Annotated in this window: 12 protein-coding genes and 1 tRNA gene; 9 read left to right on the top strand and 4 right to left on the bottom strand. The window is 61.6% G+C overall.

Features of this window, described 5'->3' with window-relative positions; genetic code table 11:
- Positions 1 to 205: 205 nt before the first annotated feature.
- Both HKN06_09055 and xseA read right to left on the bottom strand, forming a co-directional pair.
- On the bottom strand, positions 206 to 1,036 hold the full coding sequence (locus tag HKN06_09055; protein ID NNF61462.1) for a peptidoglycan DD-metalloendopeptidase family protein: 831 nt from the start codon (positions 1,034 to 1,036) through the stop codon (positions 206 to 208).
- A gap of 2 nt (positions 1,037 to 1,038) precedes the next feature.
- Complete coding sequence (xseA, locus tag HKN06_09050) at positions 1,039 to 2,412, bottom strand: exodeoxyribonuclease VII large subunit (protein ID NNF61461.1); 1,374 nt, start codon at positions 2,410 to 2,412, stop codon at positions 1,039 to 1,041.
- A gap of 115 nt (positions 2,413 to 2,527) precedes the next feature.
- On the opposite strand from xseA, the gene guaB reads away from it, so the two are divergent.
- The 3 genes from guaB (at position 2,528) to tadA (ending at position 6,318) form a co-directional block, all read left to right on the top strand.
- Positions 2,528 to 4,003 carry an IMP dehydrogenase gene (gene guaB / locus HKN06_09045; protein NNF61460.1) on the top strand — a complete coding sequence of 492 codons (1,476 nt, stop codon included), beginning with the start codon at positions 2,528 to 2,530 and terminating at the stop codon, positions 4,001 to 4,003.
- A 1-nt stretch (position 4,004) separates the two neighbouring features.
- Complete coding sequence (gene guaA / locus HKN06_09040; protein NNF61459.1) at positions 4,005 to 5,594, top strand: glutamine-hydrolyzing GMP synthase; 1,590 nt, start codon at positions 4,005 to 4,007, stop codon at positions 5,592 to 5,594.
- 265 nt (positions 5,595 to 5,859) lie between these two features.
- Positions 5,860 to 6,318, top strand: coding sequence for a tRNA adenosine(34) deaminase TadA (tadA, locus tag HKN06_09035; protein NNF61458.1), 459 nt, complete (start codon positions 5,860 to 5,862; stop codon positions 6,316 to 6,318).
- Here the strand turns inward: tadA and mltF are convergent.
- The gene (gene mltF, locus HKN06_09030; GenBank protein ID NNF61457.1) at positions 6,262 to 7,737 is read right to left on the bottom strand and encodes a membrane-bound lytic murein transglycosylase MltF; all 1,476 of its coding nucleotides are present in this window, start codon (positions 7,735 to 7,737) and stop codon (positions 6,262 to 6,264) included. The genes tadA and mltF overlap by 57 nt on opposite strands.
- Before the next feature lie 19 nt (positions 7,738 to 7,756).
- Here mltF and HKN06_09025 point away from each other — a divergent pair.
- The 6 genes from HKN06_09025 (at position 7,757) to purL (ending at position 14,051) form a co-directional block, all read left to right on the top strand.
- A tRNA-Ser gene (locus HKN06_09025) sits at positions 7,757 to 7,846 on the top strand.
- A 113-nt stretch (positions 7,847 to 7,959) separates the two neighbouring features.
- Positions 7,960 to 8,691 carry a serine/threonine-protein phosphatase gene (locus HKN06_09020; protein NNF61456.1) on the top strand — a complete coding sequence of 244 codons (732 nt, stop codon included), beginning with the start codon at positions 7,960 to 7,962 and terminating at the stop codon, positions 8,689 to 8,691.
- 3 nt (positions 8,692 to 8,694) lie between these two features.
- Entirely contained in the window at positions 8,695 to 8,958 is a 264-nt protein-coding gene (locus HKN06_09015) for a hypothetical protein (protein NNF61455.1), read from the top strand.
- Positions 8,959 to 9,024: 66 nt separating this feature from the next.
- The gene (locus tag HKN06_09010; GenBank protein NNF61454.1) at positions 9,025 to 9,363 is read left to right on the top strand and encodes a DUF1820 family protein; all 339 of its coding nucleotides are present in this window, start codon (positions 9,025 to 9,027) and stop codon (positions 9,361 to 9,363) included.
- On the top strand, positions 9,341 to 10,147 hold the full coding sequence (locus tag HKN06_09005) for an MBL fold metallo-hydrolase (protein NNF61453.1): 807 nt from the start codon (positions 9,341 to 9,343) through the stop codon (positions 10,145 to 10,147). Before HKN06_09010 ends, HKN06_09005 begins: the two co-directional genes overlap by 23 nt.
- Complete coding sequence (gene purL, locus HKN06_09000; GenBank protein NNF61452.1) at positions 10,137 to 14,051, top strand: phosphoribosylformylglycinamidine synthase; 3,915 nt, start codon at positions 10,137 to 10,139, stop codon at positions 14,049 to 14,051. The genes HKN06_09005 and purL overlap by 11 nt, the downstream gene beginning before the upstream one ends.
- Before the next feature lie 38 nt (positions 14,052 to 14,089).
- Here purL and HKN06_08995 read toward each other — a convergent pair.
- On the bottom strand, positions 14,090 to 14,355 hold a 266-nt coding region (locus HKN06_08995; protein NNF61451.1), incomplete at its 5' end, for a hypothetical protein.

Raw genomic sequence — 14,355 nt, 5'->3', positions numbered from 1 at the left:
TCCCCGTGGGAGCGACTTCAGTCGCGACTGCCCGCGATCAGTTCCCCGTGGGAGCGACTTCAGTCGCGACTGCCCGCGATCAGTTCCCCGTGGGAGCGACTTCAGTCGCGACTGCCTGACCTTGATTCCTGGTAGTCGCGGCTGAAGCCGCTCCCACACGGTCGCTCCCACACGGCCGCTGCCACGTGGCCGCTGACAGGTTGTGCTAATTGGCGGGGGGTTCCGGTGGCAGGAACAGCGCCGGGTCCACGCGGGCATCGTTGAGCGTCACGCTCCAGTGCAGGTGTGGTCCGGTTACCCGGCCGGTCATGCCGACCAGGCCGATCACGTCGCCTTTTGCAACCGACTGTCCTGGCTCGACTTTTATCTCACTCATGTGGCAATACATAGTGACCAGCCCCAGGCCGTGGTCAATGAAAACCGTACTGCCATTAAAAAAGTAGTTACCGGTTTCGTTCACGACGCCGGTGCCGGCGGCGTAGATAGGCGTACCTTCGTCTGCCGCAATGTCCATGCCGCTATGCGGGCTGCGTGGCTGGTCGTTGTAAAAACGGCGCAGGCCAAACGGGCTGCTCTGCGGCCCCGGCAGTGGCCGCATCAGCGTAGTCTCTACCGCAGCAACTTCTGTCCACGCTTCGAGTGCAGCATTGATGCGCTTGCGTTCCTTGCCGATACGCACCAGATCTTCCTCGGTCGGGTTAACCTTGCGCTTGTTGGAGATTGTCAGTCGCTGTGTTTCGTACTCTTTCCTGTCGACGGTAAACGTCAGTCGTGCACGTGTCCCTTTTACGCCCTCCAGCTCGAGCGCATGCTCACCGGGTTTGGTACTAAGGGGCAGTCCAACGAGTGCTACGCAGCGATCGCCATCCATCTGCACCAGCACGCGCTTGCCATTGAAGGTTGCAAGCGGTGCGGCGCCGTCCAGGTCCGGTATGTCAAGTATCGCTACGCCACCGGGCACCGGCAGATGTTGTGGCAGCGCTTGAGCGGCTGGTGCGATGACGGCCAGACACAGTATTGCAAGAACGGCTCGCATAGTTATTCCTTCTCTTTCCGGGTGCCGGTTACTGTTGCTTCTATGATACCGCGAGCGACGCGCGCTTCGATGGCGTCGCCTTGTTTCAGTCTGGTCGCGTCACGCACGATCTTGTTACCGGCAGTGACGATTGCGTAGCCACGGTCGAGTGTGGCCAGCGGGCTCACCGCATCGAGTGCCCGGGCGGCTACCGACAGCCGCCTGTTGAAACCATCGATTGTTGCCCGCGTCGCCGCAGCCAGGCGCTGCTGAGTGCCCTGCAGCGCGTCCCCGGTGCGCGCCAGCCGGTGACGTGGTGAGACACGCTGCAGATGCGTCTGTGCCTGCGCCAGCCGGCCGCGCAGGCTCTCGACCCGATGGCGCATGTGCGTTGCCAGCCGCTGCTCAAGTTCGTCGAGACGCTGCGTTTGCTGGCGCAGCCGCTGTCCCGGATGCTGCTGGTCGAGCCGCCGGGTTTCATAAACCAGTTTCTGGTGTGCCTGGCCGACCGCCTGTCTGACGCTGTTGACCAGCCGATTGGCCGTGGTGACCAGGCCGCGCAGCCATTCGTGACGGTCAGGCACCAGCATTTCGGCTGCCGCCGACGGTGTCGGGGCGCGCTGGTCGGCAGCGAAATCAGCAATACTGAAATCGATCTCGTGACCGACCCCGCAGATTACGGGTATATCGCATTCAGCGACGGCGCGTACAACGGCCTCTTCGTTGAATGCCTGCAGATCTTCCAGCGAACCGCCGCCACGGGTGAGCAGCAACACATCACACTCGGCGCGTTCTTGCGCCAGCCTGATTGCCGCAACGATTTCGCCGGGGGCTTTGGCTCCCTGTACCGACACCGGGTAAACGAGCACCGGTATTGCGGGGAATCGTCGCCGCAGCACCTTGAGCACGTCACGCAGCGCAGCGCCGGTAGGTGAGGTAATAATGCCTATGCGTAGCGGCACTGCAGGCAGGGGTTGCTTGTTTTCGGCAGCAAACAGGCCTTCGGCGGCAAGCTTCTTTTTCAGCTGCTCGAACGCGCGGCGCAAAGCACCTTCGCCCGCTTCCTCCATGCTTTCGACTATGAGCTGGTAGTCGCCGCGTGGTTCGTAGACAGACAGGCGCGCATTAACCAGCACCTGGGTACCGTTGGCCGGGCGAAAGCCCAGCGTACGCTTGCGTGACGAGAACATGGCGCAGCGCACCTGTGCGCGATCGTCTTTGAGCGTGAAGTAAATATGACCGGAGCGGGGCGTGCTGACGTTGGACAGCTCGCCCTCAACCCAAACCGCCCCGAATCCCGATTCCAGCCGCGCCCGCACCTCGCGGTTGAGGCGCGCAACCGAGTAGATGTCGCGGCCAGGGACCAGGTCCAGCTGCGGGTTGTCGGGGGTGTCCATCCAGTAATGATAAGGCATTCATGCCAATTGAGTCGCCCCGGCGCATTGTCGTCTTTACCGGCAAATCTGCGCCCCGTAAAATGGCCGGTTAACGTACGGTCAGCGGGAAAAGTATATGCGCGTCATCCAGGAAGCCCTCACATTCGACGATGTGCTGCTACAGCCCGCGTACTCCGAAATACTGCCGCGCGATGTCGATCTGGGCACGCAGCTCACCCGCACCATCTCGCTGCAGCTGCCGCTGGTTTCGGCGGCTATGGATACGGTTACCGAAGCGAGGCTGGCGATCACCCTTGCGCAGGAAGGCGGCCTCGGCTTTATCCACAAAAACATGACCGCAGAGGCACAGGCGCGTGAGGTGCGCCGTGTCAAAAAATACGAAAGCGGAATTATCACCGACCCGATCACGGTTACGCCCGATCTGACCATCCGCCAGGTAATCGAACTGACCCGGGAGAAGAACATCTCCGGTGTTCCGGTCGTGGACGGCAGCAAGGTGGTAGGCATCGTCACGCATCGCGACATCCGCTTCGAAACCCAGCTCGATGCGCCGGTAAGTACGGTAATGACGCCGCAGGACAAACTGGTCACCGTGCCGGAGAACGCACCCAAGAATGAAGTGCTGGCGCTGCTGCACAAGCACCGCATTGAAAAAGTTCTGGTAGTCGCAGACGGTTATCAGCTCAAGGGCATGATTACGGTCAAGGATTTCCAGAAAGCCAAGGACTTTCCCAACGCCAGCAAGGATGAGCGTGGCGCATTGCGCGTGGGCGCCGCCGTTGGCACCAGCGCTGACACCATGGACCGCGTTGGCGCGCTGGTCGAAGCCGGTGTTGACGTTATTGTCGTGGATACTTCGCATGGGCACACTGCGAGCGTGCTGCAGACTGTGCGTGGCATCCGCCAGGCATGGCCTGATCTGGCGCTGATCGGTGGCAATATCGTCACGGCAGAAGCGGCCAGCGCGCTGGTCGAGGCCGGCGCCGATGCGGTCAAGGTTGGCATCGGGCCCGGTTCAATCTGCACAACCCGGGTAGTAGCCGGTGTCGGCATGCCTCAGGTAACCGCGATCAGTAATGTCGCGGCGGCGCTGCAGGGTACTGGCGTGCCGCTTATTGCCGATGGCGGCATACGCTATTCCGGCGATATTGCCAAAGCCATTGCTGCCGGCGCTCACACCGTGATGATCGGTGGACTGTTTGCCGGCACCGAGGAATCGCCCGGCGAAGTGGAGCTGTACCAGGGCCGCTCTTATAAAACCTATCGCGGCATGGGCTCGCTCGGCGCAATGGCGCAGCGTCATGGCTCCGCCGAGCGCTACTTCCAGGATCCCACTGACGAAGTTGAAAAGCTTGTGCCGGAGGGGGTCGAGGGCCGTGTGCCCTACAAGGGTAGCGTAATAAAAATTGTTCACCAGCTTGCCGGCGGACTGCGTTCGTCGATGGGCTATACCGGCAGCGTCAACATCGAAGCGATGCGCAGCGATCCGGTGTTCGTGCGCGTCAGTGGTGCCGGCGTGGTGGAGGGTCATGTGCACGATGTGACTATTACCAAGGAGCCGCCCAACTACCGTTTCGGACGTCGCGATTGATATGAGTACGAACCCGGCGCCCGATATTCACGCTGAGCGCGTCCTGATTCTCGACTTTGGCTCGCAGTACACCCAGCTGATAGCACGCAGGGTTCGCGAGCAGGGAGTCTACTGCGAGATCATGCCGTGGGACGTGGGCGAAAGCGCCGTTGCGCAGTTCTCTCCGCGTGGAGTAATTCTGTCGGGTGGCCCGGAGTCAGTAACGCTGGAGACACCGCCGGTGGCCCCCGAGCTGGTCTACGAACTCGGCGTGCCGGTGCTGGGAATCTGCTACGGCTTCCAGACCATGGCGGCGCAGCTGGGTGGCCGCGTCGATACCTCCAGCAGCAAGGAATTCGGCTATGCCCGCGTTCATATTACGGGCAGCAGTAGCCTGCTCGAAGGTATCGAGGATCACGCCGATGAACATGGGCAGGCATTGCTTGATGTCTGGATGAGCCACGGCGACCGGGTTGAATCGTTACCGCCCGGTTTCCAGGTGATCGCCGAGACCGCCAGCGCGCCGCTTGCCGGCATGGCTGACGAGGGTCGTCAGTTTTACGGGCTGCAGTTCCATCCGGAGGTGACGCACACCCGCCAGGGCAAGCGCATTATCAGGCGTTTTGTGCGGGATATCTGTGGCTGCGCCGCACTGTGGCAGTCCGAAAACATTATCGACGACGCGATTGCGAATGTACGCGAAACGGTTGGTGATGGCGGCGTTTTGCTGGGCCTGTCCGGAGGGGTCGATTCGTCCGTTGTGGCAGCACTCCTGCACCGGGCCATCGGCGACCAGTTGACGTGTGTGTTTGTAGATACCGGCCTGCTGCGCAAAAAAGAGGGTGACGAAGTAATGGCCACCTTTGGCGAGCACATGGGCGTGCGCGTCATCCGTGTCGATGCGGCGGATCGTTTTCTGTCAGCACTGCAGGGGGTCGCCGATCCGGAAGATAAACGCAAAATTATCGGCCGCACGTTTATCGACGTATTCGAGGACGAGGCCGGCAGACTTGCAAATATCGGCTTTCTCGCGCAAGGCACGATTTACCCCGACGTGATCGAGTCAGCCGGCGCCAGCACCGGCAAGGCACACGTGATCAAGTCGCATCACAATGTCGGCGGCCTGCCGGAGCATATGCGCATGAAGCTGGTCGAGCCGTTGCGTGAACTGTTCAAGGACGAGGTGCGTACAATAGGTCTCGAGCTGGGATTACCGTATGACATGGTGTTTCGGCATCCGTTTCCCGGCCCCGGCCTGGGCGTGCGGATTCTCGGTGAAGTGCATGCCGAATCTGCGGCGTTGCTGCGCGAGGCCGACCATATTTTTATTTCCGAACTGCGTGCTGCCGGTCTGTACGACAAGGTGAGCCAGGCGTTCGCGGTGTTCCTGCCGGTGCGTTCGGTGGCGGTGATGGGCGATGCGCGCAAATACGACTATGTAATTGCCTTGCGCGCGGTAGAAACCGTCGATTTCATGACGGCGCGCTGGGCCCACCTGCCGTACGAGTTTCTCGACCGGGTGTCGAATCGCATCATCAACGAGATCGATGGAGTATCCCGGGTCACTTACGATATCTCGGGCAAACCGCCGGCAACGATCGAGTGGGAGTAGGCTGCTCTGCCGCGGGCAAGTTTCGCGAAACCTGCCATCATAATAACAAGCAATATTAGCGGGTTATAAGACGTTTCCAGAATGACTATACGCCCTTCCGGGCGGGCAGGACTGCTTCGTGGGCTGGATAAGATCGTCAGCAACAGTCGCCCACGGGGCAGGGGCGAATGCTGCCTGAATGCCGCTTCCGGTTTTCGCGTATGCCCCTGTGCGGAGTAGCCCGCACTGCATTGACTGCGTACACGCCAGTGAGAGAATTGCCGGTATGGCCTTTTCACTCGCCGACGAACGCTGGATGGAGCACGCGCTGTTGCTGGCGCGGCGTGCGGAGCAGGCCGGTGAAGTACCGGTTGGCGCCGTGATCACAAGCGCCGGGCAGGTGCTTGGCGAAGGCTGGAATCGCCCGATCAGCACCAACGACCCGACAGCGCACGCAGAAATACTCGCCCTACGCGATGCCGGTGCGGCCGTGAAAAACTATCGCGTCAACGGCGCTACTTTGTATGTCACGCTTGAGCCCTGTGCGATGTGCGCCGGCGCCATTGTCCATGCGCGCGTCACGCGGCTGGTCTACGGCGCGGCCGATCCGAAGACCGGTGCCTGCGGCAGCGTGCTCGATGTCACACGGTCTGCCGCGCTCAATCATCAGGTAGACGTGTCCGGCGGCTTACTGGCCGACAAGTGTGGCGAGATGCTGCAGTCGTTTTTCGCCGCGCGGCGCTGATGCACTGGCGGTAACCGGAGTCTCACGGTTGCGGTCGGAGTGATACCACTGCAGCAGGTCGTAGTAGTTGCGAATATTGTCGACATAAATGACCGGCTCCCAGCCCCGGGCATAGCCGCGCTTTAGTGTGCTGTGGTATTTGTGCTGGGCCAGCAGCGGCAGGTGCTCGCGAACGTCGATCCAGCGATCCGGGTCCTTGCCGTGACGTTGGGTCAGTATTCGTGCATCTTCGAGATGGCCAAAACCAACGTTGTAGGCCGCCAGCACCATCCAGGTTCGGTCCGGTTCCGGAATGCGTTCCGGAATCTTCTGGCGCAGGCGTTTCAGGTAACGGGCGCCGCCAAAAATGCTGGCTTGCAGATCGAGCCGGTCCTTGATGCCGAGCTGCCTGGCAGTGGCCTTTGTCAGCATCATGATGCCGCGCACGCCGGTTGGGGAGACAGCACTGTGGTCCCAGTGTGATTCCTGGTAACCCACCGCAGCCAGCAGCTGCCAGTCGAGTTCGTTCTGTACCGCGGCAGCCTGGAACAGCGCCTTGTACTGCGGCAGCCGCGACTCGACGTGACGCAGGAAGCGGCGCGTGCCGACATAGTCCAGTTCATTGCGGTCGTCGTAGTATTTGTCGTGCAGGCTGGCAACCAGGGCCTGGCCATCAGCGCTGTCAAAAAACTCCCTGACGGCCTGGTACAGGCTCGGATCCTCGCGCCGCCGCAGTGCCCACGCCAGCTGGTCTTTCTCGCCCAGAGTCATGGCGGTACGCAGTGCCGGGTGATACCGGCGGCTGATCTCGAACTCGTTGGAGTCGGTAACGGTCACGTCGTAGTTTTTCTGCGCGACCTCGTACATCAGCTGGTCACCGTCACTGGCCGGCACCTCGGTCCATGCCAGGCCCGGCAGCTCCTGCTGGATTTCCCGCAGCACCTCCGCGTGGCTGCTGCCGGCGGTCACCGCGATGTGTTTGCCAAGCAGATCATTGATCTCGCGCGGGCGCTTGCGTCCCATGCGGTACACCACCTGCTGAGAAATTTCCTGGTAGGGCGGGGCGAAGACAAGCTCACTGGCGCGCTGCTCGGTGATCGTCAGCCCGGCGGCGGCGATATCGGCACGGTAATTGAGCAGGTCCGGAATGACGCCGTCGAAGGTGTCGGCGCTGTAGATTTCCAGCCGTACGCCCAGGCTGTCGGCAAATGCGCGCGCCAGCTCGTATTCCGGCCCGGCCGGCCCGTCGCTGGCCCAGAAATAGGTGGTCGGGCTGTTGCGGGTGACCACGCGCAGGGTGCCGCGCTCGAGGATGGTATCGAGCAGCGGCGGCGGTACCGAGCAGGTGCTCAGGAACACGCACGCGTCGAGCATTAATATGGCGATTACAAGGCGCACGCCACCCCCCAACGGATGATAGCCAGAACCGGGCAGTTTCATTATGATACCGGAGCCTTGCGGAGAGGTGCCGGAGTGGTCGAACGGGCTTGACTCGAAATCAAGTGTGCGCTTACGCGTACCGTGGGTTCGAATCCCACCCTCTCCGCCATATTTCGCAGCGTCATCGGTGACGCTGCGGGTCACGAAGCTCAGTCGGCGTAGTAGCTTACGAACCAAAATGAAAAACTTGCTCGAACTTTCGCAGTTCAGGAGAGACACCGCTTGAGCGATCCGACGTACCGCTGGGAGTCGGCAACCGCAACCCATACCGGGAAAGTTCGCGAGATCAATGAGGATGCCTGCCTGGCGCTTCCGCGCCGCGGCCTGTGGGTAGTTGCCGACGGGATGGGTGGCCACGAAGCCGGTGACGTAGCCAGCCGCATGATCGTCGAGTCGCTGAGCGACGTGCAGCGCCATGACAACCCGGCCGATTTTCTCGACGAGGTGGAAGACCGCCTACTGGACGTCAACCTCAATCTTTACGAATCCGGTGCACCCCGGGCACGTACCATCGGCAGCACAGTGGTGGGCCTGTTGGTGATGGGCCATCACGTGGTCATTATCTGGGCCGGTGACAGCCGCGCCTACCGGCTGCGAGATGGAGTGTTCGAGAAAATGACCGTCGACCACAGCCAGGTGGAAATGATGGTCCAGACCGGCGAACTGCGCCCGGAAGATGCCGAGCATCACCCGCTGGCGAATGTCATTACCCGGGCGGTCGGCGGCACCGAGGATCTCCATCTTGACGTCGAACTGCGGCAGATACAGAGCGGTGACCGTTATCTGCTGTGCAGCGACGGCCTGTACAAGGATCTCGACGATGCCACGCTGGCACGCTGCCTGGGCAACGGGGATAGCGACGCCGCCTGCGAGGCCCTGCTGACCGAGGCACTGGCAGGCGAGGCCAGCGACAACATTACAGCTGCGGTGATCGAGTTTAGCGACGCGGATTAGACAGTGTCAGGAAACGAAGACAGACGCGAACAGGAGCTGGCGCAGGCCTTGCGACAGCTGTCGACCGACCACCAGTTCGGCCGGCTGAGCATGCCTGCTTATCGCCAGCTGCGCCGCAGGGTAATCGAGGCCTCCGAGTCCGGCGAGGACATTCGCCCGATGATGGGCGGGCAGATCCCTGAAACGGCGCGACCCGGACCGATTGTGTGGATTGCCGCCGCGCTTATTGTCGGTTTGCTGGCATTGCTGTTCTGGCTGTTCCGTTAATGCTTTTTTGTGACATTTGCTGCAGCCGTGCTGTGGCATACTGCGGCTATTCAACGAGTGCGGCACATGCCTGAAAAAAAACTTTACCGCATCACCTTTCACAACCACGGCAAGATCTACGAGGTCTACGCCCGTGATGTCAGTGACGCCGGTCTGCTCGGGTTTGTCTGTATCGAAGGCATGGTGTTCGGCGAGCGCGGTGGCGTGGTAGTCGATCCGTCGGAAGAGCGCCTTCGTGATGAGTTCGACGGCGTCGAACGCACCTGGGTGCCAATGCATGCCATCGTCAGGATCGACCAGGTCGATCGTCAGGGTGTGAGCAAGATCAGCGACTCCGATGGCAGCAAGATAACGCCGTTTCCGGTGAGTTTCCCGCCGCGTCATGGCGGCTCCGGCGACCAGTGACGACGGGCCGGTAGTGAGCAAGCTGCGGTTTTCTTACCTGGGCAGTGGTAGCCGCGGCAATGCGGCACTGATCGAGGCCGGCGATACCTGCGTGATGCTCGACTGCGGTTTTTCGGCAAAGGAAACCGCGCGGCGTGTGCGCCGCCTGGGCCGCAAGCCAGGCGAGCTGAGTGCGGTGCTCATTACCCATGAACACGGCGACCATGTCGCTGGCGCCGTGCGTTTCTGTCGCCAGCACGATATTGAGCTGTGGATGACACCGGGCACCCGCGCGGCGGTGCGCGATTCTCATCTCGCACGTCTGCAGTTGGTCAATTGCCACGAAAAATTTAACATCGGCGACCTGGAAATCCAGCCAACGCCGGTGCCACACGATGCACGTGAGCCGTGCCAGTATGTATTCAGCGATGGCAACCGGCGGCTGGGCGTGCTCACCGACACCGGTCACGTCAGCAAGCACATGCTGCAGATATACAGCGGCTGCGACGCGCTGGCGCTGGAGTGCAATCACGCGCCCGAGCTGCTGGCCGCCGGGCCGTATCCTGCACACCTTAAAAATCGTGTCGGCAGTAATTACGGTCACCTGAGCAACGAGCAGGCTGCCGGTATGGTTACCGGCATGGACTGCTCACGGCTGCAGCATGTGGTCGCTGTGCATCTTTCCGATACCAATAACACGACCGACAAGGCGCGCGCCGCGCTGGCCGGTGCGCTGGAGTGCGGTGCGGGCGATGTTCATATCGCCGACCAGGACGAAGGGCTGGAGTGGCTCGATGTCGACTGAATCGTTAACCCTGCTGCTGCCGGGCGCCGCTGCGCTGTCGGAATTCCGCCTGGCAAAAAAACTGGAACAGCTGCGCCGCCTTGACGCGCGGATCGTCGGGCTGGATGCGCGCTATATGCACCTGGTCGAGGCGGAGCGCGAACTCAACCACGAAGAAAGCGAACTGCTCGCGCGCCTGCTGCATTACGGCTCGTCGCCGCCGCACTGGATGGCGCCCGGGCAGCTGCTGGTAATCCCGCGTGTCGGGACTATTTCGCCGTGGTCGAGCAAGGCCACCGATATTGCGATCAACTGTGGTCTGACGGCAGTAAGCCGAATCGAGCGCGGCGTGGAGTACCGGCTGGAATGTCAAGGCGAGGTGGGCGCCGACGAGCTGGCCGATATGGGCGCGCTTCTGCACGATCGCATGACCGAAACCGTATTGAGCGAGCGCAGTGCTGCTGCCGCATTGTTTGACCACGCGCCGCCCGCGCCGGTCACGCACATAGCGCTGAAAACCGCAGGTCTTGATGCATTGCTCGAAGCAAACAGCAGTCTCGGCCTGGCGCTGTCGCCGGCAGAGATTGAATACCTGTACGAGTTTTACCTGCGTGCGGCACGCAATCCCACCGATGCAGAGCTGATGATGTTTGCGCAGGCCAATTCCGAGCACTGTCGGCATAAAATTTTCAATGCTGAGTGGACGATTGACGGCATACCGCAGGAGCGTTCGCTGTTCGCGATGATCCGCAACACACACCGCGTAACCCCTGACGGCGTGCTGTCGGCCTATCGTGACAATGCCGCTGTCGTGGCCGGCTCGCGTGCGCAGCGCTTTTTCGCCAACCCCTATGACGGCCAGTACGGCTACAGCGAAGAAGACGTGCACGTGCTCATGAAGGTGGAAACGCACAACCACCCGACAGCGATCTCGCCGTTCCCGGGTGCGGCCACCGGTTCGGGCGGGGAAATTCGCGATGAGGCAGCCACCGGGCGCGGCGCCAAACCAAAGGCCGGGCTGACCGGGTTCAGCGTGTCGCACCTGCGAATACCCGGGTTCGAGCACGGCTGGGAGCAGCCCTACGGCAAGCCGTCGCGCATCGTGTCTGCGCTGGACATCATGCTGGAAGGGCCAATCGGCGCAGCATCCTTCAATAATGAGTTCGGCCGCCCGGCGCTTGCCGGCTATTTCCGCAGCTACGAGCAAGCTGTTCCCGGTCATGACTACAGACGCGGTTATCACAAGCCGATCATGCTCGCCGGGGGCATGGGCAACGTACGCCCCGGGCATGTAGAAAAAGATGATGTGCCGGTCGACGCGTTGATTGTCGTGCTCGGTGGTCCGGCGATGCAGATAGGCCTGGGTGGTGGCGCTGCTTCATCGATGTCATCCGGACAGTCGGATGAAAACCTGGATTTTGCCTCAGTGCAGCGTGGCAACCCGGAGATGCAGCGCCGCGCGCAGGAAGTGATTGACGCCTGCTGGGCACAGGGCGATGAGAACCCGATTGTGCTGGTACACGATGTAGGTGCCGGTGGTTTGTCCAATGCCGTACCCGAAGTGCTCGACCACAGTGGGCGTGGCGGCCAGATTGAGCTGCGCGAAGTGCCAAATGACGAGCCAGGCATGTCGCCCATGGCGATCTGGTGCAACGAGGCGCAGGAACGCTACGTGCTGGCGATCGAGCCGGACCGGCTGCCGGAGTTTTCCGCCTTGTGCGCCCGCGAACGCTGTCCCTTTGCCGTGATCGGTAAAGCGACAGAAGCGCCGCACCTGCAGGTTACCGACCGTCATTTTGACAACATGCCCATCGAAATGCCGATGGCCACGCTGCTGGGCAACCCGCCAAAAACGCAGCGCGAGGTTGTCCGGGGCACACCACCGCGCGACGACTTCGACGGCCAGGGCATCGACCTGACCGATGCCCTGTGTCGACTGCTGGTATTTCCCGCCATTGCCGACAAACGCTTTCTGATCACCATTGGTGACCGCAGTGTCGGCGGGCTGACCGCGCGCGACCAGATGGTTGGGCCGTGGCAGGAACCGGTGGCCGACGTAGCCGTGACGTTGAGCGGTTTTGACACATACACCGGTGAAGCAATGGCGATCGGTGAACGCACACCGGTGGCGGTGCTCAACGCACCGGCCTCCGGACGTCTGGCCGTAGGTGAAGCGATTACCAATATTGCCGCGGCGCCGATCGCACAATTAAGCGACGTACGCTTGTCGGCCAACTGGATGGCAGCGGCCGGATTTGAGACGGACGACGCTGATTTGTATGACACCGTGCACGCGGTCGGCATGGAGCTGTGCCCGGCGTTGGGGCTGGCAATTCCGGTCGGCAAGGATTCATTGTCGATGCGTACCGCGTGGCAGGAGCAGGGCACAGACAAGTGTGTGGCTGCGCCGGTTTCGCTGATGGTTTCGGCATTCGCCCCGGTAACCGATGTGCGCCACACGCTGACACCACAGCTTGTTGCCGATCCGGGCACCATCCTTTTGCTGATTGACCTGGGCGGCGGGCAGGACCGGCTTGGCGGCTCGTGCCTCGCACAGGTTTATGGCGCACTCGGCGGCAGCACGCCGGATGTCGATCACCCGGAACTGCTCAAGGGCCTGTTCGATTGCATCGGTTCACTGCGCGAGGCCAACCTGCTGCTGGCTTATCACGATCGATCCGATGGCGGGCTGCTGGTCACATTGTGCGAAATGGCCTTTGCATCACGCTGCGGCCTGGACATCAGTCTGGCGCCGGGCGAACGGCCCGCCGCGGCACTGTTCAGTGAGGAGCTTGGCGCTGTCATCCAGGTGCGGGCGCGTGACGAGTCACGGGTAGCAGCGCACCTGCAGCGCGCCGGCCTGACTGAATGCGCCAGCGTCATCGGCAGCCCGGTTGAACACGATCGCATTGTTGTCACACTGGGCACGGAGAAAATTATCGACCGTTCACGCCTCGAGTTGCAGCGTAACTGGAGCGAAACCACCTACCGCATGCAGTCGCTGCGCGACAACCCGGACTGTGCGCGGGAAGAATACGACCGGCTGCTCGACAGCAATGATCCCGGTCTGGCCGCCGAATTGTCGTTCGACCCGGCCGACAATGTAGCCGCACCGTTTGTAAACACCACGCGACCGCCAGTGGCGATACTGCGCGAGCAGGGCGTCAACGGCCACGTCGAGATGGCGGCGGCGTTCGACCGCGCCGGCTTCGAAAGCAGTGACGTGCACATGAGCGACATCCTCAGCGGCCGGCGCAGCCTGCGCGAGTTCCGTGGTGCGGTCGCCTGCGGCGGATTTTCGTACGGCGATGTGCTGGGCGCCGGTGAAGGCTGGGCCAAGTCAATCCTGTTCAACGATGTAGCCCGACGCGAATTCCGGACGTTTTTGCAACGTGATGATGTATTCGCGCTGGGAGTATGCAACGGTTGCCAGATGCTGGCGGCGCTGCACGAACTGGTGCCCGGCAGCGAGCACTGGCCACGCTTTGTACGCAACCGCTCTGAACAATTTGAAGCACGTCTGAGCCTGGTTGAAATAACTGACTCGCCGTCGGTTTTTCTTGCCGGCATGACCGGCTCACGGCTGCCGGTTGTCGTTTCCCACGGCGAAGGTCGCGCCGAGTTTCGCAACGGTAGTAATCCGACTGCCGGAGCGGCTTCCGCTGCGAATTCGTCCGCGATTCCCGGGTCCATCATGCGCTATATCAGCAACCTGGGCTTCCCGACCGAAACCTACCCCGCCAACCCCAACGGTTCACCCGGCGGCGTCACCGGATTCAGTAACACTGATGGCCGTGTCACCATCATGATGCCGCACCCGGAACGCGTGTTCCGCACCGTCCAGATGTCATGGCATGACCCGGCCTGGGGCGAAGACTCGCCGTGGATGCGAATGTTCCGCAACGCCCGCACCTGGGTCAGCTAAAAGCACGGTCAGGTTGAGTCGAGGACTGTCCCGTCAGTTCAGTTCGCGGCGGATTCGGCGGGTTTCAATTTCTTCACCGTCGCAAACAGCTCGAGTGCCTGGTACTTCTGGGCAATCATCAGTGCGTAGGGCCTGGAGTGAAAAATCCCTGCGTAATAGACATCGCCGCCCCACTCATTTTTTGGTTCGACGTTCGGCAGCAGGGCCCTGACTGCGGCGATTTTCTCTGCGCGTTGCGGGACCAGCATCACGACATAGGAGTCGCTTGCTTCTCCGTCATTGATGTATGTCTCAATCATCCCGT

The organism is Gammaproteobacteria bacterium (assembly GCA_013003425.1).
Lineage (GTDB): Bacteria > Pseudomonadota > Gammaproteobacteria > Steroidobacterales > JABDKV01 > JABDJB01.
Note: the sequence above shows the minus strand (reverse complement) of the source record. Positions and strands in the feature narration are given on the sequence as shown.